Origin of the sequence: Chroococcidiopsis sp. SAG 2025 (assembly GCF_032860985.1) — a bacterium.
Taxonomy (GTDB): domain Bacteria; phylum Cyanobacteriota; class Cyanobacteriia; order Cyanobacteriales; family Chroococcidiopsidaceae; genus Chroococcidiopsis.
Map to the genome: position 1 here is coordinate 6,370,913 of NZ_JAOCNC010000001.1, position 18,899 is coordinate 6,389,811.

Annotated in this window: 16 protein-coding genes and 2 pseudogenes; 6 read left to right on the top strand and 12 right to left on the bottom strand. The window is 43.4% G+C overall.

Translation table 11 applies throughout. The annotated features are described in order from the left end of the window. Window positions 1–118: 118 nt before the first annotated feature. Together N4J56_RS31065 and N4J56_RS31070 are read right to left on the bottom strand one after the other, a co-directional pair. Entirely contained in the window at window positions 119–325 is a 207-nt protein-coding gene (locus N4J56_RS31065) for a hypothetical protein (RefSeq protein WP_317110174.1), read from the bottom strand. 179 nt (window positions 326–504) lie between these two features. Then, window positions 505–819 (bottom strand): hypothetical protein, encoded by a 315-nt coding sequence (locus N4J56_RS31070; RefSeq protein ID WP_317110176.1) that lies wholly within the window; start codon window positions 817–819, stop codon window positions 505–507. Window positions 820–1,427: 608 nt separating this feature from the next. Between N4J56_RS31070 and N4J56_RS31075 the strand changes: the two genes are divergently transcribed. Next, entirely contained in the window at window positions 1,428–2,354 is a 927-nt protein-coding gene (locus N4J56_RS31075; protein ID WP_317110178.1) for a hypothetical protein, read from the top strand. Window positions 2,355–2,368: 14 nt separating this feature from the next. On the opposite strand, the gene N4J56_RS31080 is transcribed toward N4J56_RS31075, so the two are convergent. Both N4J56_RS31080 and N4J56_RS31085 read right to left on the bottom strand, forming a co-directional pair. Continuing rightward, a complete protein-coding gene (locus tag N4J56_RS31080; protein WP_317110179.1) occupies window positions 2,369–2,782 on the bottom strand; it encodes a hypothetical protein in 414 nt (137 codons plus the stop codon). 171 nt (window positions 2,783–2,953) lie between these two features. Continuing rightward, complete coding sequence (locus N4J56_RS31085; protein ID WP_317110181.1) at window positions 2,954–3,337, bottom strand: hypothetical protein; 384 nt, start codon at window positions 3,335–3,337, stop codon at window positions 2,954–2,956. 1,645 nt (window positions 3,338–4,982) lie between these two features. On the opposite strand from N4J56_RS31085, the gene N4J56_RS31090 reads away from it, so the two are divergent. After that, window positions 4,983–5,768 (top strand): class I SAM-dependent methyltransferase, encoded by a 786-nt coding sequence (locus N4J56_RS31090; RefSeq protein ID WP_317110183.1) that lies wholly within the window; start codon window positions 4,983–4,985, stop codon window positions 5,766–5,768. 174 nt (window positions 5,769–5,942) lie between these two features. Here the strand turns inward: N4J56_RS31090 and N4J56_RS31095 are convergent, their stop codons facing one another. Next, complete coding sequence (locus tag N4J56_RS31095) at window positions 5,943–6,623, bottom strand: hypothetical protein (protein WP_317110185.1); 681 nt, start codon at window positions 6,621–6,623, stop codon at window positions 5,943–5,945. 86 nt (window positions 6,624–6,709) lie between these two features. Here N4J56_RS31095 and N4J56_RS31100 point away from each other — a divergent pair, with 86 nt between their 5' ends. Further along, entirely contained in the window at window positions 6,710–7,528 is an 819-nt protein-coding gene (locus N4J56_RS31100; protein WP_317110186.1) for a hypothetical protein, read from the top strand. Between the two features lie 64 nt (window positions 7,529–7,592). Here the strand turns inward: N4J56_RS31100 and N4J56_RS31105 are convergent, their stop codons facing one another. Further along, complete coding sequence (locus tag N4J56_RS31105; RefSeq protein WP_317110187.1) at window positions 7,593–7,823, bottom strand: hypothetical protein; 231 nt, start codon at window positions 7,821–7,823, stop codon at window positions 7,593–7,595. A 462-nt stretch (window positions 7,824–8,285) separates the two neighbouring features. Continuing rightward, the gene (locus N4J56_RS31110; protein ID WP_317110189.1) at window positions 8,286–8,861 is read right to left on the bottom strand and encodes a Uma2 family endonuclease; all 576 of its coding nucleotides are present in this window, start codon (window positions 8,859–8,861) and stop codon (window positions 8,286–8,288) included. A 59-nt stretch (window positions 8,862–8,920) separates the two neighbouring features. Between N4J56_RS31110 and N4J56_RS31115 the strand changes: the two genes are divergently transcribed. Further along, the gene (locus tag N4J56_RS31115; RefSeq protein ID WP_317110190.1) at window positions 8,921–9,631 is read left to right on the top strand and encodes an ATP-dependent Zn protease; all 711 of its coding nucleotides are present in this window, start codon (window positions 8,921–8,923) and stop codon (window positions 9,629–9,631) included. A gap of 63 nt (window positions 9,632–9,694) precedes the next feature. Here the strand turns inward: N4J56_RS31115 and N4J56_RS31120 are convergent. After that, a pseudogene (locus N4J56_RS31120) lies at window positions 9,695–11,204 on the bottom strand (cobyrinate a,c-diamide synthase). Window positions 11,205–11,520: 316 nt separating this feature from the next. Between N4J56_RS31120 and N4J56_RS31130 the strand changes: the two are divergent. Beyond that, a pseudogene (locus N4J56_RS31130) lies at window positions 11,521–12,872 on the top strand (IS110 family transposase). Between the two features lie 44 nt (window positions 12,873–12,916). On the opposite strand, the gene opcA reads toward N4J56_RS31130, so the two are convergent. The 4 genes from opcA to fbp form a co-directional block, all read right to left on the bottom strand. Next, window positions 12,917–14,281 carry a glucose-6-phosphate dehydrogenase assembly protein OpcA gene (opcA, locus tag N4J56_RS31135; protein ID WP_317110193.1) on the bottom strand — a complete coding sequence of 455 codons (1,365 nt, stop codon included), beginning with the start codon at window positions 14,279–14,281 and terminating at the stop codon, window positions 12,917–12,919. A gap of 143 nt (window positions 14,282–14,424) precedes the next feature. Beyond that, on the bottom strand, window positions 14,425–15,954 hold the full coding sequence (gene zwf, locus N4J56_RS31140) for a glucose-6-phosphate dehydrogenase (RefSeq protein ID WP_317110195.1): 1,530 nt from the start codon (window positions 15,952–15,954) through the stop codon (window positions 14,425–14,427). A gap of 205 nt (window positions 15,955–16,159) precedes the next feature. After that, entirely contained in the window at window positions 16,160–17,305 is a 1,146-nt protein-coding gene (gene tal, locus N4J56_RS31145) for a transaldolase (protein ID WP_317110196.1), read from the bottom strand. 189 nt (window positions 17,306–17,494) lie between these two features. Further along, window positions 17,495–18,577, bottom strand: coding sequence for a class 1 fructose-bisphosphatase (fbp, locus tag N4J56_RS31150; RefSeq protein ID WP_015152854.1), 1,083 nt, complete (start codon window positions 18,575–18,577; stop codon window positions 17,495–17,497). 132 nt (window positions 18,578–18,709) lie between these two features. Here fbp and N4J56_RS31155 point away from each other — a divergent pair, with 132 nt between their 5' ends. After that, complete coding sequence (locus tag N4J56_RS31155) at window positions 18,710–18,841, top strand: hypothetical protein (protein WP_317110197.1); 132 nt, start codon at window positions 18,710–18,712, stop codon at window positions 18,839–18,841. Window positions 18,842–18,899 lie beyond the last annotated feature (58 nt).

Genomic DNA, 18,899 nt, shown 5'->3' on the forward strand with positions numbered 1-18,899 from the left:
CCCAAGCCTACCTGCACTCTGATACCTTCTGTTTTAATGTCAGCAGATATTTTTCAAGTTACAAACATGTCTCAACACACCCTTGACTAAAATTTGAACTAGAACTGATAGCGATTAGCTATGAATTTGTCGAAAAACTACTGTAGGTTGGTAATTGCCTAATTGTTTCTCGTAGTACGTTTGTTTTACTTCTTTGAGCCTGCTGGCAGTAAGCCTCAAGGGCTTGCATTTCTAGTTCAGAAACTTTGAGGGTAATCCATTGTTTCTGGCGAGTATATTGTCGATCTTGAGTCAATATGAGCTGTTCAATAGAAATAGGTTTCATTTGTCACGGCAAAGTTAAGTGGTAGCTTCAATTCCCTTGCTGAACCCAATAATAACTCTGGACACTACGAGGGTTAACCACAAAAATCCCCTAAAAATAGAAATTTTGCCCTGGCAAGCGAGCAAAATCTTGATGATAGTTTCCCTAAGATTCAACTTTAGAAATTGGAAGATTCAAATTTAGAAATTGGGGTCTTCTTCAGGGTGGGGAGGTTGGTTGAGATTAAAGCCTCTGGTTGCGGAACGCGAGTTAGTATAGGTTGGTAAACCTCGAATCAAATCTCTCAAAACATCTGTTTTTGTGCGTTGAGTTTGTTGACAATAAGCTTCGAGGGCTTGCATTTCTAACTCCGAAACTTTAAAAGTAATCCATTGTTTCTTTTTTGTAGACACAAGCTGCCATATGGGTAAAAGGTGGTGGATAAAAATTGTAGATTTACCCTGTGAAAGTTCGTCGTACTCTTGCCAGTCTGCATCCAAACATTTAAATGTCAAGTTGAAGAATCAACTACTCGCTGTCATGCGATCGCCTGCTATTAGCAATCGCAATTTGTAATACCAACAAAATATAGCCATATTGAAGTAAACCCATAATAGTACTTATAACTAAATGCTTATCACTGAAGAAAGATTTATATATAAGCGCTATCTTGTAACGTGGTCAAGAGCAATATTGAATGAACTGTAATTTCTGTTTGGGATTCGTTCAAACAATACTGAATAAAGCAGTATTTTTGAGAATCGAGTTTTTGGCAAAAATTGTCGCTAATGCACGATTTGAATCAAATTTTCAAAGGAGTGGCAGGATATAAGCTACCACTGAGCGTGTTATCATCAGAGGCTAGCACTCTTTCAGATTTATAGGGATGAGGTTAGAAAATATTCTCGATCTAGTATCAATCGATGCACTGGGAGGACAGCATCTCAACCGAAGGTGAGGTGAAAACTCTCCTTTAAATGAGTGAATTCCATGCCAGTCTCAAAGTTTTGATTGACAGATACGCAGCGCTTAGTCTAGGATTTACGGACTTGAATCGTCAATTTATCAATAGGAAAGTGCGTATCGCTAGAAGGTAAAGAGCTATTTTGCGGACAGAGGATAGATGCAGCAAAACTTACCCCATAAGCTAGATAAGAAAATTACGTTACCACTCGTCCACGTACTCGATAAGACCGAGCCTGCCTTCAGTCATGCTTTTCTCCATGCCGCTCGCACTTTACATAGCTATCTGCAAGAAATTCAGTCTGCAATTGCATTAGTTGTCAATTCAGAAAGCGAACCTTACACTATAGCTGTAGTCGGTTTATTTTCTAAGCTGATTCGCAGTTACAACTCTTACGTTTTACTAGAAATTCATTACGATGACGCTGGCAGCCAATTTCTGGTAGAAGAGTTATGGGATACGGCAGTAATGCTGACTTATTTATTGGAAACTGCCGAGCGAGAAACTTTTACCGATTATATTGCTGCCTCTGTCTACCAGGCTCGCCTGCTGCTGCAAGAAGTCGAAACGCAATTATTGCACCTCCCCCAGAATTTAGATCTGCTCGTGTTGCGCGATCGCCTGAAAGCTTTTATTTCCGAACAAAAACAGCCAGCAACCGATCAAACGCTGACAAACTTAGCGGCAGATACGTGGGGTATGGAGACAGCCAATACAACTGCTAAGCGCGCTAGATTATTAGGATTGAATTTTCTCAGCAATCCAGCACAGCGCATAGCACAAAAAATTACCCCGGCTAGTTTGTTGGACGTGCAACTGAATTATCTCAATTCTGCTCCGCATGGCTTGCCAGCGTCGGACTCGCAGAAGATTGATTTTCGGCAGTTACGGGATGCCAGCCACCTTTGCTTGCACGCAACCAAAGCTCTGCTAGAAGAATTCGTACAGACCTCAGATGCGGGTCAGGTTAAAATTCAACAGCAAGAGTTAAATGAATTTTTTGAATGGTTTTACCACGCCTATCAAGCCTATAGTAGCGATCGCGATGCATCCCTGAAGTCGAACCAGAACGGAGGCAGGCATTGATAGATGGCAGCGATTTATCTCCTGCAATAGGAAAGTCTACTACTTGGCGCTCGACTCATGCGATAACTAAATTCACTCACTGAAGGGTTTGGCACTTCTGGATTAATCGTTTGAGTTGATTGCTGCCAATCTTTACTTGTAGCTATTTGCGAAGTTAGTTGACCTGCTGGATTACGGTTGAGTTTCAGCCACAGCTTACCATGTTCGCCGCAAAAAAATTCTTCAATCCAGGTGTTGCGATCGACATAAGCACCTTGACTAGCAAGCAAAGCGGCACTTTTGTGAGACACATTTACATATTGTCGAATTTGAGCTGCTTCTGTGTAGAACAAAAAGTGTTTTGTGCTACCTGCTCGCCATAAACGGCGATCGCAGTAAGGACAGCAAAAATGCTGTATTTGTTTGCGGCTGCTACGTTTTCCAGGCATTGGAAATCCCTTTGAATCACTACAAAAATACCATCCGCCAGAACATCTTTTCTGTCACTCAAAACTCGTGCTTAACTAGAATCTTGCTCCCATATAACTTTACTGAAATCGATCGAAGTCTGCCGAATTTCAATCGTGAAATCTCATGGCGATCGGAGGTAAGTTACCAAATCAACTTGTGTGCGCCATTAGCTGTAAATCTGGCAGCGCAGTCTCTACCTCATTGGGACTCACTACAAAAGCTTTGGGAATGGGAATGCAACTGGGTAAATCGTCGCTATCGTGGACTTTGAGCGTCAAGGGTTGCACCATTGGAAACATTTCTCTGACTAATTGTAGAAGATCGACAGCGACTATTTGAAAGGTTTTTTGTTCTACGATTAATAGCGTTAGCGTATCGCTAGACAACTGCAAATCTTTCAATTTTTTTAATGTTTCCAATGGAGAATTCGCATATAATGTTCTCAACTTTTGATGAGAACGCTGCAAATCTTTCTTAATCTCTCCTATAAGTTCGGGTTGTGGATCGATAACCATCACTACAGGTTGACTCATAAAATTTACTACTTCCTTTTTAACTCTTTTTTTGGTTTTCTTACCAATTAAGAACAACAAATTTACGAAAACTAGAATGAATGGGTAAATCGCCTAGAGCTAAGGAGATTTATCCATAAAAAAAGCTGTTAGAGTTGATTAACTTTCACTTCTAACAGCCTCAAGTTTATGCTCATTCAAAAATAATTTAACCCCTGGCAGACTGGCAAATTATCGATAATTTCTTATCGATAATAATTCGTCCACCTAAAGAGTACGCATACTCTTTTTATGGAAGTTGTAAAAGTGCACTCCTCGGTGTCTTCTCCTACAACCTACAGCGCCACATGCTCTGGATACCTATTGCATATTCCTAATTAATTTTGATTGGAAATTCAAGCCACAAATACTCAGAAAATTTATTAAATATTCGCTGGCTTTTCAATACTAAAAAAATAACAGAATTTATTGGTATTTGTCAAATGCTTTTTGCAGTTTTTTTCAGGTTTTGTATTTTTAAGATGAATTTCATTGCACTATTACGATCGCGCGCTTGATTCCTCTTCAGTTGCTCGGAACGATCGCTACGTTTAGGTGCTGTTAGCTTTTAGTAAAGATGCATACCCTCTCCCGGATCGACTATTAATATGCAATCTATATTGTTTGGTTTAGAAAATCACGGCGCTCTCACTTCGAGGATAGAGTCGATCTCTTGATTTCGGCTTTTAAGCTTGCAGAGAAAATATATTGATATTTTAGTAATTATTTCTGCACTTTATTAGCATACCTATACTGAGAAAATTTAAAATGTTGCCTCATATACATCTTTACAAATATTTTCAAATAACTGGCGATCGTCTGCGAGCGCTTACCCAGCGGTCATTTACTAGGTAATGAACGGGAGCTGTTGCGATGCTTTTGACTTCCATCATCTCTCGATAGTGTTATCTACCAATTTTTACTTACGAATTATCAGCTTAATGTAAGAAAATAATGCAGACATCCGTACAAAGGGTGAGACAACTGTCCAATATTGGTATTTAAAGATGTATGAAGTAACACAAGCTAGAAGCGAGTCATGTTGGGAGTTGAGAAGGTGTTAAGTAATACAAGCTAGCAGTACATAATCTTGACATCCAAAAATGTATTAATTAACACTAGCCAAAAGCACATTAACGTTGAAATACCGAACTAGCCATGCGCGACTCTATTTCTCACCCAACATTCAAAGAAGTTGATGCGATTGAGGAAATTGCCTGTGGAATCTCTATGTCCGTGACCGAGAGGCTCTAAATTTCCAATTTAGAATCGGAGTTGCACCACTGCTTACTTCAAGTATAGACAAATCCTCACGATTGACTAGGTAAGCAGAATCGTTCATTAGCTCATAGGAATCGATCGCATTAAGAAAAAGCTATTATTTTTTCAGTTTTATAGATTGACGATTAAAATCATCTGCCTCACAGCAAACTTTTTTAACTTTTCAAGAAGATCGGCAATATTGAGACAACAAAACTATAAACGAATTTGTAAATAGAAATAGTCTGAGTGAAAGATTTTGAGTCATCCTAGCGTGAATTCCACTGCGCCTGCGCTCTACAATTGGCATGACAGGTAATGAAGTAGCTAGGTGTCAATAGCTTCTTGCCCCTTATGATTCCATCTTATGTCTGAGCAAAATACATCTCATTTAGATACAACCCCTTTGTACGCGATGAATCCCGTCGATCGGTTTTCCGATCGCGTGGGGGATTATGTAAAATATCGTCCGAGTTATCCACAAGCTGCGATCGAGCGAGTCTTAGAGGGATTATCGCCATCACAAACGATCGCCGCCGATATAGGTGCGGGAACCGGAATTGCAGCGCGATTGCTAGCAGAAAAGGGGGTACGAGTCATAGCAATCGAACCTAATGTACCAATGAGACAAGCAGCTGCACCCCATGCTTTAGTAGAGTTTCGAGATGGGACAGCTGAAACAACAGGCTTGGCTGATGCTGCTGTAGATTTGGTAACGTGCTTTCAGTCTTTCCATTGGTTCGATCCAGAACCGACACTGCTGGAGTTTCGCCGCATTCTGACAGAAGAAGGAAGACTGGCTGTAGTGTGGAACGAACGCGATCGCCATGACGAGTTTACAGCAGAGTATACTCATCTGATTAAAGTTGCTTCTGGCTATCACCCCGCCGAACAGCGCCGGATGGCGATCGAGCCTTTACTCAGGAGTAGCTTGTTTGCTGATGTCCAGCAGTATAGATTTGCCTATCAACAGCCACTCGATTTTGATGGGGTTGTCGGTCGGGCAATGAGTACGTCGTACATTCCCCGCACTGGTGCAGCATATGAGCGATTGATTGCAGATTTACGGCAGTTGTATGCTAAGAATTGTAACGATAATGGTTTCGTGACTTTGGTTTATACGACAAGCGTATTTCTAACGCAGACTAGGTAATTTGCCATCTGTCATTAGATAGAAGTTTGCAGATATGCAGTTGCGATCGCATTTTGCCATCTGTCATTAGATAGAAGTTTGCAGATATGCAGTTGCGATCGTATTTTAGTAGGATAGCGATCGGTTTACGTGTAGAATTTCCGTCAGGGTATGTTTGTTATGCTTCTGCTGTAGCTACCGCTTCTTCTCTAGCTTGGAAATACCAATAGAGTTAGCAACAGTCATGTTAGAGGCTTGTTGTAAATTGGCTGGGATCAGTGCTTGATAACCAGATAACGATGCTTGTTGAGCAATATAGGTTTCTGCTTCTCGACGCAATTCTGTTTGCATCATAAATCTTAACTGGTCGCGTAAAGATAGAGGATGAGATTTTTGTTTCAGTTCCTCGTAGATTTTTTGTTCTGGAGGAGGGGAAAAATAACTGATATTTTGATTAGTTTCTGTATTATATGTATCTGAATCGCTAAAACCCGCATTCAATAATAATTTTTCTTCTTCTGGGGAAAGCGATCGCCTCCAGTCTACATGATGTTGCCAAGCATTAAGTACGGTTAAATCGTGGTCGTGCAGGCGTTGAATTTCAGGGAAGATAAAATCAAGCTCGTCCTCAGTCTCACAAGCATCAATTATATTTACAGTATCGTGACGGATTTGATTTTGTAAATTGGCAAGGCGATCGCTAACTACTTTATATTCACCCTGAATTTGATATGTTGTTGTAATTGCTTGATCGATCGCCCAAGCACATTCTTTTCTACGAAGCTGTGCAACTGGACAAGTCTGTTCGCATAGCAATAGATTGTTATAATCTGCTAAGGCTTGTCGCAACATTCCTTGTGCGCTGACAATATTCACATTTCTCAAATTTACATCGGTTAATTGCAGTGCGTCTTTAATACAGATCAGTGCTTGGATAAATCGCCCGTAAGCTTGAACTAAAATTGGAAGTATTTGAGATAATTGTTGAATCTTGGAATAATTGGACTAAGGGGTTAACTGCACGTTTAGAATCAAACATCAATTGTTGGAATTCTTCTAATTTGCATCAAAAAGAGAGGATTAAAGAATACAGACAGCAGTTTCTTCAGAATTTGGAATTTGAAATAGAAGCTTGGCAAACTAAAAACCTAAATATAATTTTGAAAGAAAAGATTGAGGACTTTGAGCAAGAAATAGTTCAATACTTAGAGCCGATTCAACAAAATATAATTTCTTTAGCTTCTCAAAATAGAAAGGGATTTAGCAAAGAGATAAAAGAACAGATAAAATTAGAAAATCTAGAATTAGATGCTAAATTATTTGTAGGAAATATAGGTATTGGAGTAGGTGCGGTAGGAGCTACATTAACAGCCATAGTTTTACCTATCAGTTTTCCTTTTTGGTTATTTTTTAGTGCGGCTTGTGCAGTAGGAGCTGGAATAGGTATACTATCAGTTAGTTTTGATGAGCAGCAAGAATTAAAAATTAAGAAACAAGTCTTTGATTTTGGTTGTAAGCAGTTCTTTGAGTCTAGAGAAAAAATATTTGACGAAATTGCTGCAATCATTGATTTGATTTTTGATGACAGACTAGAATTAGTAGCTGGCGTGATTACACAAGCAATTAATCTATATGAAAATATCTTAGCTCAACAAGAAAAAGATTACCAGAAAATGCTAGAACAACGCGAGGCTGAAAAAGATTTTATTTGTCAGCAACGTAGAAAACTTGAGCAAATACAGAATGAGATTAATGCTATTCTAAATCAATCTGTTGAGTAGAAATGCCTCACTCTATCCTAAATGCGATCTCGCTTTAGTTATTAAAGTAAGAATGCGATCGCTCTTATTTACTATCCTTTTCTTCTGTCTGTTTTTGTAAAAGCTCCTCTAACAAAAGTTTTCCCTTCTCGCGACGGTGAATATTAATTGGATTATTTCGGTTTGCTGCCTCAACTTGGGCAATTAGCTCGTCAAGTAACATAATTTGAGCGTCAAATATTAAGCAGATTTCACGCATCCTAGCAGCTCTTTGCTTGACTTTTGCCGCATCGGGAAACTTTAATGGCTGATTCATGTTAAATTCCAATGCCTTTTAACCTCTTGAATGGTTGCTGCTGATGCATCAACACCAGCTCGTATCTGTTCAATTGATTGAGCTAATAATTCCAGCGTAGCAGAAGTAGCTGTTGGTTGAGATTCAGCAATCTGTAAGAGTAGCCGATAAAGCCGAACGTAGTAAGCTGACGCTCGTTCCTTAACATTCTGAAGAATCTCTAAATCGGATATTGTTTCTTCAATTTCACCATACAGTTCAAGTAAAATTGCTTCGGTAGCAGTGGTTTCATTGATGAGTTACAGCATTTGTCTTTGTAAGTTAAATACTGTATCTATAGTTTCTTGAGATAGATTCGCCATAAGCTTTATTAAAATATTTAAAGCCTTTGGCAGTATGCCACAAAAAGTAGTGCTTTCAACGAATAATCAAAGAAGATACGTTCGCGATCGCGCCTAAATCTCGATCTTAAATATTTTACATCTAAGCAAAAATTCGCCGTAAATTGAGTGTAAAACCTGGCAATACATCCTCGCCAGACAAAGTAAAAGGATGTTGTAGAACTTCTACTTGTTGCCCTTGACGATATATTTCTACTTGACGATCTTGAGGATTAAGCAGCCAACCCAAACGCGCCCCATTATCCATATATTCTCGCATCTTGGCTTGTAGTTGTTCAAGGCGATCGGTAGGAGAACGCAACTCTACTACAAAATCAGGACACAAGGGTACATAACCATCCTGTTCTTTTTGGGTAAGTGCATCCCAGACTTCGCGCCTTACCCAGGAAGCATCGGGCGAACGTTTAGCGCCATTAGGTAAGATAAACAGAGTTGAAGAATCAAATCCTTCACCTCGGTCTAGATTATCTTCAACCCAATCGCCAAACTGCCTAGATAGGCTTAAATTTTTCTTTCCCGATGTTCCCCCTGTGGGTGGCACTATGACTAATTCTCCTGCTGCTGTTTGTTCAAATTTCCATTCTGGGTTAGCCCGAACGACTTGCTCGAATTCGGTATCGTTAAGCTTTAATGCGCGTACAGTCAGGCTACCATCCATTGTTCAATCTCCGTTCGCGAGATAATGAGGGAATAGCTGTAGTTATATTCATCTTAAGCATGAATCAGATTGCCCTAAACTTAGTTGCTATTTCCATCTTCGTGATGACGCTTTCAACACTGTTAAGTCCTTTGTTGCATTTTTCACCAGTGATTCCAGCGCTTGCTACTTTCAGCGTTTTAGCAGTGGCTACGTTAGATAGTTTCAGCTTTCAGGGCAAAGGTGGTAACTTGGTTTTAGACTGGATGGCAAGTTTTTCACCCCAACACCGCGATCGCATTGTCCGCCACGAAGCGGGGCATTTTTTGGTAGCGCATTTATTAAACATTCCGATTACTGGTTATACTCTTAGCGCTTGGGAAGCTTTGAAGCAGAAACAACCAGGTTTAGGTGGTGTCAGTTTTGAAGATCGGGAGTTAGCAGCGCAGTTAGATCGGGGTATGCTGACAGCTCAAATGCTAGACCGCTATTGTACTGTTTGGATGGCAGGTTTAGCCGCAGAAGATTTAGTTTACAGTAACACCGAAGGGGGAGCAGACGATCGCCAGAAGCTAGGAATGGTTTTGACTCCTTTAGGGTATACGGCTAGGGCTGTGGAGCAAAAACAACGCTGGGCGGTTTTGCAAGCCAAGACTTTGTTACAGGCAAATTGGTCTGCTTATGAGGCTTTGGTTGGTATGATGCAGCAACGGGCTAGGGTTGATGAGTGTTGTCGGGCGATCGAGGAGCATAAAAGGGACAAGGAGGACAAGGGAGAAGTTTTAATTTAAATGTCACGCAAAGCCGCAAAGACGCAAAAGTCGATCGGGATCAATTTTCTTATTTTCAATTGTCTACTTTCGACTCTCTTGCCAGCAAGTGCAGTGTTGTAAAAACCGGGCGGGAATGTCGGGGCGCGTACCAAAATGGAGGTGGATGTAGGAGGCGTGTAGGTTGGGGAGTCGCCAGCCTTCGGTAACTGGGGAAGTGCTGAATCCTTGGGTTTGAAAGAGGGGTTGGGTTGGTAATTCTGAAGCAGAACGATGAAATTCATGTCCCCAGACTGTATCATTTGTTTGTAATAAGGGACTATCTTGAAGCGCGATCGCCTGACGATATCCTAGAGTAAGGCGAGAACCCATTGTAGCAGCGGTTGGAATAGCCCCTACCATTGTCCAAGAATTACCATCAAAATCAATAATTTTATCGCATAAATACATTAATCCCCCACACTCAGCATATGTAGGCATTCCTGTCAATATAGCTGCTTTGACTGAGGCGATCGCGCCTGTATTTGCTGCTAATTGTTGGGCGAAAACTTCGGGAAATCCACCACCGAAATATAAGCCGTGGACATTTTCTGGTAAGCCAGAATCGGTTAAGGGACTCCAAAATACTAATTCTGCCCCTACTTGTTGCAATAAGTCTAAGTTGTCTTGGTAATAGAAATTAAAAGCGCGATCGCGCGCAATGGCAATTCGGAATTGGTGATTTGGTAATTGGTAATTGGTAATTGGTAATTGGTAGTTGCCCCTCTGCCCCTCTGCTCCCCTGCTCCCCCGCGCAGCGTTCTGCTCCTCTGCTCCCCTGCTCCCTACTCTCTGCTCCCTGCTCCCTTGTATCAAAGGCATTAATTTATCCCAATCAAAACAGGTTTGGGCTAAGGTTGCTAATTGCTCGATAACGAGATCCAGTTGGGGAAGTTCGGCAGTCGGGACTAGACCGAGATGGCGATCGGGAATAGTAATATTATCGTGGCGGCGTAAAACACCGAGAATTGGTAAGTCTAGAGGTGCAAGGGCATCTTGTAATAATTGTAAGTGGCGATCGCTTCCAACTCGATTCAGTACGAATCCAACTATTTTCACATGGGGATCGAAGGAACGATAACCGTGGGCGATCGCGGCAACCGAACCAGACAGGCGACTGCAATCTATAACCAGTACTACAGGTAGATCGAGTATTCGGGCGATGTGAGCGGTACTGGCAAAAAATTAATTGGTAGTTGGTAATTGGTAATTGGTAATTGGTAATTTTGACTTTTGACTTTTGACTTTTGACTTTTGACTTCTCCATTGCCAATTCCATCAAATAATCCCATCACTCCCTCTACTATTGCATACTCAGACTGTTGGGTATGATGGATAAAACATTGTTGGACGTAAGTTTCGGAAGTCAGTACGGGGTCTAGGTTGCGGCAGGGGAGATCCGGTCACGTACTGGTGAAACATCGGGTCGATATAATCTGGTCCTACCTTAAAAGACTGGACAGATAATTTTTGCCACCGACATAAAAAGATAGTAGGGCAAGCGTCACGGTTGTTTTGCCTACCCACTGCGTTCTCCAGCAATAATTAAAGACATAAATGTTAGTTAATAGCCTCCAACTAGCAGCTTTGCAGCCAGCAAAATATGAAAGAAACACAAGTATTCAGAGTTTATGAGCGATAAATATTATACTCAATATGTACTCTGACAGTTAAGACCGTCTTAACAGTGGTGCAAATTACGCCCGTTTGAGAGCCTGGTTCTGGGTAATATTGGCAAAAATATTGGTGAAGTAGCATTGGCTACTATCCCGTTTAGGAGATTAGATTGATTCGCCATCCCCAGGCAGGGTACACAAGGCTGGAAATTTAACAACCACAAGGGTGATATGAGCCAAGAAAAACCTTCTCCCATGCCAGAAGATAAAAACTTTTCAGCCATCAATTTGAATGCCGCAGGCATTGACATTGGTGCTGATAGGCATTGGGTGAGCGTGCCTGTAGGACGGGATAATGAGAGTGTACGCAGCTTTGGTTGCTTCACAACTGACCTATACGCGATGGCAGATTGGCTCAAGGTTTGTGGAGTGAAAACGGTAGCAATGGAATCAACAGAAGTTTATTGGATACCTGTATTCCAAGTTTTAGAAAGTTGTGGATTGGAAGTGAGGTTGGTGAATGCCCATTACGTTAAAACCGTCCCTGGGCGCAAAACAGATGTATTAGATTGTCAGTGGTTGCAACAATTGCATACCTACGGTTTATTATCAGGGTCATTTCGTCCGCAAGAGCAAATATGTGTTTTACGTAGTTATATCCGCCAACGAGATAACTTAATCAAAAGTGCTTGTGTCCATATACAGAGGATGCAAAAGTCCTGACTCAGATGAACCTACAGTTGCATCGGGTCATTAGCGACATCACCGGCACTACTGGCATGGCGATTATTCGTGCCATTGTTACAGGTGAGCGTAACCCAGATGTGTTGGCATCACACAAGGATGGACGTGTCAAAGCCAGTTGTGCCGAGATTGCTGCTGCCTTAACTGGGGACTATCGACCAGAAATGGTATTCATCTTGCAACAGGAATTACAACTTTACGATTTTTTCAAATACAGATCTCTGCCTGTGATGCCCAAATTGAGCAATGCTTGGCATCTTTTGGATCTAAAGTTGATGTGAATGCTTCGCCCTTAGCTAAACCAAAACGTCGTGGAAAAAAGCAACCCGGCAATGCACCCCAGTTTGACTTGCGTTCTGAACTGTATCGCATGAGTGGTGTGGACTTTACTCAAATTGATGGTTTAGGGGCTGTGAGCGTACTTACCCTGATCTCAGAGTTAGGGTTAGACGCGACACGCTTTCCCACTGTCAAGCACTTTACGTCGTGGCTCGGTTTATGCCCTGGTAGTCGCATTACTGGCGGCAAAGTTAAAAGTTCTAAATCTCGTCGAGTTGTCAACCGCGTTGCCGCCACTTTACGCACCGCCGCACAATCTCTTTGTCGCTCTCACTCTGCTTTGGGTGGCTTTTATCGCCGTCTAGCTGCTCGCTTAGGCGCACCTAAAGCGATTACTGCCACTGCACATAAGTTAGCCCGTATTTTCTATCGTCTTTGGATAACAGGTAATCTCTATACTGACCCTGGTCTTGATGCCTATGAGCAACAATACCGAGAGCGCACCCTCAAAACCTGAAGCAAAAGCTCAAGCTTTTGGCTTAGAACTCATCCCTATTTCTGACCCTACAGAATGTGTTTCTTAGGGTTAATAGCTAATAGTTCATTGTTAACCATTAACCATTAACTATTAGCTATTAGCCAATTTAAGCATCTGTACTGTCACTGCCAGACTTTCTTCAAATAGTACGTCTCGTCCCCAGCGTTGTAGTTGCTGCGAGAGCAACTCTTCAGCACTTTGATCGGCAAGGGATGTCACTTGGTTGACGATCCCAGCTTGAGCGCCGCCGTGTGCCTCCATCCGCATACAGCCAGAGGTTTCGGAACACAAAACGGTAGAACAGTTGGCAGCTGGATTCGTAGATGTGAGGCGTAAAGCAATCAAATCTCCAGCTACGTCACCGTCGCTAGCAGTTGGAACGCCAGCAATTTCTGCTTCGACTTCGCGATCGCCTTCTGCCATGAAGTAAAAGCGTTTGATGTCGTAGTCTCCTGTTTCTGTAGTCACTTTAGTCGGTCGCCAGTTCAATCGACTTGCCAACCAGCCTAAAAACATCAAGGCTTGGGCAGAATTGCCTTTTTCATAGTCTATGGTGACGCGATCGACTTCCCCTAATGCAGCGCGGCGCTGGGGTGGATCGAAGGCTTCTGCCGTCAACTCTTGCCAAGCAGCTAGCCGACTCCAGTTGACATCGAAAATTGTCATGCCTGCATCGATCAATTCTTGCAGCCGGATGAGATTGGTTTCAACTTGTGTAAAACTGTTGGAGTCGAAGATGACAGAGTTGCAAGAGGCTACCAAACGCTTGAAGATCGGGTGATCGGGTTCTGGAGTAGCTTTCCACCAGAGAAATTTAGGCAAGCCACCAATTAATAAATCTGGAACCATGCCTACCACTCTTTCGAGGGCTTCAACCGTTCCCGTCAGGGTGATGTATTCGCAACAGATTAAAGTTGTAGCGGACTGCTTCTGGATCGGGCAGTATGCCGAAACTTGCGCCTTTACGCCCTCGTCTTCTCCGGTGACTGGACATAAAGCAATAATTCGACAAGGATTGCGGCTGGCGATCGCATCGGCGACAGCAGGACTGCGCGTATCCATTGCGTAAGCTGTCGCTGCTGTGCTGCTATCGACTACACCACGGCGTTTGCTTTGTTCTTCTCTAAGTTTTATTAGTAACTCTGGGCTAGATTTCCCCGTTTTTTCTAGTCCAAATACTTTTTGGGCTTCGCGAATTGCGGAGGCGGTGCGTGGTCCTGGGATGCCGTCGATTGGACCGCTGTAATATCCCAAAGCTGCCAGCAATTGTTGAGTTTCTTCTGGTTCGTAAACGATCAAAGTAAAAGTTTTGGCGCGAGTGGCGGCGGGCAGTCCCCCATCCTCACCAGCCACGCCATAACTTTGCCAAATCTGATTGAGTTCGGCTTCAATCTCGCTAACTGAGATATCCTTGGGAGCCTGAAGTGAGAAAATTGGAGCAGATTGAGTCACCATAGGACAGGATGAAAGATGAAGGATGAAGGATGAAACTAGCTATTAGCAATAGAGCGATCGCCACCTTTACCATCATTCCCGTAAATTGGTATTTGTAACAGATAGCCTGTATACAGATTGAGTGCCGATCGGTTCATTGCTATTTACAACCTACGCCAGCGACGACCATCTCGCTCGATCAGTAATTCCGCCTCGGTTGGTTCCCACGTCCCTGCTTCGTATTGCGGAATCGTCGCGGGATCAATAGGCGAATCCCAAACTGAGAGGGCTGGAGTCACTAATTGCCATGCTGCTTCTACTTCGTCGGCTCTAGTGAATAGCGTTTGGTCGCCCATCATGCAGTCGAGTAAGAGGCGATCGTATGCGTCGGAAGTTGCTTGTAAGCCAAAGGAACCATAGGTAAAGTCCATATCTACAGAACGAGTCCGTAGAGTTCCCCCTGGCATTTTTACCTCAAATCGCAGCGAGATCCCTTCGTTGGGTTGAATTCGCAGTGCCAAGATGTTAGCGTTCATCTGCTGTGCTGCCGACTGAAATAACAAATTCGGCACTTCGCGGAAATGAATTGAAATCTCCGAAACTTTTTTCGGCAAGCGTTTACCCGTCCGCAGATAAAAAGGCACGCCTTTCCAACGCCAGTTGTCGATCAAAAACTTCATGGCGACAAACGTAGGAGTTGTAGACTGGGGGTTCACCCCTGGTTCTTCTCGATAACCAGGGACGCGCTTGCCTTTCATCCACCCCGCACTATATTGTCCTCGTACTGCTGCACGTTCCAAATTTTGAATATCTGCTAGACGAGTCGCTTGAATCGCCTTCATTTTCTCCGTGCGGATTGAATCGGCATCTAGGGAGTTAGGTGCCTCCATTGCTGTGAAGGCAAATAGTTGCATCAAGTGGTTTTGCAACATATCTCGCAATGCCCCAGAGCTTTCATAATATCCCGCTCTGTCTTCTACCCCGACTGTCTCGGCAACGGTAATTTGGACGTGATCGACAAACTGGCGGTTCCACAATGGTTCAAAAATGGCATTCCCAAAGCGAAACACCAGCAAATTTTGGACTGTTTCTTTGCCCAAATAGTGGTCGATGCGATAGACTTGTTCTTCTTTACAAACTTGCTGCACGACGCGGTTAAGCGATCGCGCCGTTCCCAAATCCCGACCGAAGGGCTTTTCAATCATCAAACGGGTTTTGAGCGGATCTTTGAGCATTTCTGCTTTGCCCAACTGCTGAATTGCTTCAGCAAAAAACTTGGGTGAGACAGACAGATAAAATACGCGGTTGCCTCTGGTTCCCCGCTTTTCGTCCAAGTCTGCCAAAAAGTTTTTTAGCTTTTGATAGCTTTCGGGATTGTCAATATCTCCGGGGCAATAAAATATACCCTGAGAAAACTCTTGCCATAGGTCTTCCGAACCGATACCGTCAGAAAACTGCTCGATCCCCTCCCGCATTTGTTCGCGGAAGTAATCGTGACTCCATTCTCTGCGTGCTACGCCTACAATTGTAAATTCGGGTGGCAGGCGGCGTTCCCGTCTGAGTTTGTAGAGTGCTGGAACGAGTTTGCGCTGAGTCAGATCTCCCGACGCACCAAAAATGACTAAGATTTGCGGTTCGGGAACTCTCTGTTGTTGCAGCCCCACTCGTAAGGGATTTTCTAGCAACGTGACCATATGAGGGGTAAGGGGTTAGGGGTTAGGGGTTAGGGGAAGAGAGATGTAGGGGCGGTTTTTGCTGATACCTATGCGAGAACAAATAATTTTGCGGTTAAACCCGCCCGCCCGTACGGGAGTCGGGAGAAAGAGGAGGGGAGAGTTTAATTGCAAATTGCGCATTCAATTAATTCCCTATCCCCTCACTCCTTGCTCCTCGCTCCTCCTATACTGGTGACAGCTTAGCAACCTTCTCTTCCAAAGACTGCATCAGCGATTCAAAGGGTTTAATGAATTTGTCGATCCCTTCCACGAGTAATTCGTCCATCACTTGGTCGATATCGATCGCCACATCTGGGTCTTTTAAGTTTTCAATTAACTTGTAGGCTTCCTCGACATTTGACTCGACGCGATTTGCTACGTCGCAGTGGTCGGCACACGCATCAATCGTATTGGGTGGTAATGTATTGACTGTTTCAGGACCGATCAATTCGTTAACATACATGACATCGCTGTAGTTAGGGTCTTTGGTACTGGTGCTAGCCCACAGCAATCTCTGAACGTTTGCGCCTTTGGCGGCTAATGCTTGCCAGCGATCGCTTTGAATGATTTTCTTGTATTCTTGATAAGCAATCTTAGCGTTGGCGATCGCAACTTTCCCTCTCACGGCTCTTAATTTTGCTTCTTTCTCAATCCGGTCTACGCCTGCTTTGAGGGCAGCATCGATTTTCCCATCAATATTAGAATCGATCCGCGACAGGAAGAAGCTAGCCACAGAAGAAATCTTGCTAATATCCTTTCCTTCTGCCGCACGTTTTTCCAAACCGCGAATGTACGCCCAGGCTGTTTCGATGTAACTTTGAACTGAGAACAATAGCGTTACGTTAACGTTGATCCCCTCGGAAATGACCTGTTCTACCGCTGGTAATCCTTCATGAGTACCAGGGATTTTAATCATTACGTTATCTCGCCCAATCTCTTGATAGTAACGACGAGCTTCGTTAATTGTCGCTTGAGTATCGTGGGCGATTGTGGGAGGAACTTCAATGCTGACATATCCATCTAGTCCATCGGAAGCGTCATATACGGGACGCAAGATATCGCAGGCATCGCGGATATCTTGAAACACTAAGGATTCATAAATTTTGTAAGTCGGCAATTCCGCCCGAATCCCTGGTTCGATGTCAGCATCGTAGATGACATTACCTGCGATCGCTTTTTCAAAAATCGCTGGATTAGAAGTGATCCCGCAAATACCTTGATTCTCAACTAAATTCTTCAGCTCTCCAGACTGAACTAAGTCACGGGTCAAATTATCCATCCAAATGCTTTGACCGTATTCTTTGATCTTTAGTAAATGATTCGTTGCCATAATATTTGTATTTCTCAACTCTTCATTGGTTTGCTAACTGGGGAGTGAGGAGCGAGGAGTGAGGGGATAAAGAATTAATTGAATTCGCAATTCATAATTAAATTCTTTCGACGCTCCCTCAGCAACCTTGCGCAACCTTGCGCAACCTTGCGCTCTCTTCTTCCCCTAACCCCTAACTCCTAACCCCTCTCATTGAGGTATGCGTGCCTGCGCCCGAATATTCTTTTCCTCTTGGGCTTGGGCGTGTCGCTGAATAAAGGACTCAACTAATGCCACGTCATCTTTACTACCAATAATCAACGGAGTGCGTTGATGCAGTTTTTCTGGCACGACATCCATGATGTCTTGGGTTCCCGTAATTGCTCTGCCTCCTGCCTGCTCGACCAAAAATGCTAAGGGAGCAGATTCATATAGTAGGCGGATTTTACCTTCTGGTTTTTTCACCGTGCCAGGGTAAAGGAACACGCCACCTTGCACTAAAATTCGATGAATGTCACCTACCATAGCTCCACTGTAGCGTGCGGTATAGCCTTCTGTGCGGTGGACGTAACGAATGTACTCTCGAATCGATTCGTCCCATTGCCAGAAGTTACCCTCGTTGACGCTGTAAACTGAACCGTGTTGCGGCAGTTGAATATTTTCTTCCGAAAGTATGAATTCTCCAAGGCTGGGATCGAGGGTAAAAGAATGTACGCCCTTGCCGATGGAATACACCAAGATGGTGCTAGGACCGTAGAGGATATATCCTGCCGCAATTTGTTTGCTTCCCAATTGCAGTAAGTCTTTTGCCTCTCCATCTAGATCGTTGCCTTCCTGCTGTCGGATGGCGAAGATCGATCCCAGACTCATATTAATATCTGTATTGGATGAACCATCGATTGGGTCGTAAAGCAAGGTATAACGACCAATCGGACAGTTTTCAGGAATGTAATATGGCTTTTCCATTTCTTCGGAAGCCAAGCGACAGACTAAACCGCTCTGCTTGAAAACCGAGATAAAGACATCGTTGGCATAAACGTCCAACTTTTTGACTGATTCCCCCTGTACGTTCACGTCTCCGGTAAATCCCAGTACGCCTTCCATCAATCCCGCACGACTGAGGTGACGCGAGATTAACTTGCCAGCGAGGGCAATGCGACTCATTAAGGCGCTCAGATCTTGGGCATCAGCAGAAAAACTTTGCAACTGTTGTAGGACGTGTCGAGACAGTGTTGTACAATCCCGACCTAGTGCAGATTCGTAATCTATTGAGTGTTGGACAGCTTCAGCCATAACGATCGCTCTCTCTGTAGATGAGGGCATGTTGCAAGATTTACCAATAAGGCAGCACCCTGCATTACTATCTTAGGAACTGAATCTAATAGTGGAATCTGACTTTAGATAAACTATAGAAATCACTGCATCTTGCCACGTGCGATCGCCACAATCGTGTTGCTGAACGATTGCGAAATACTGCGATCGCGGATCGAGCTTCAGAGTCTTATTTTCAAACAGTGTCGTCAAGCCATCAATCTAGTTCTTGCCAAGAGCGATTGACAACATGCGTTGAAATGATGACAAGAATTAGATCGATTCCGATCGCGATCAACAAAAC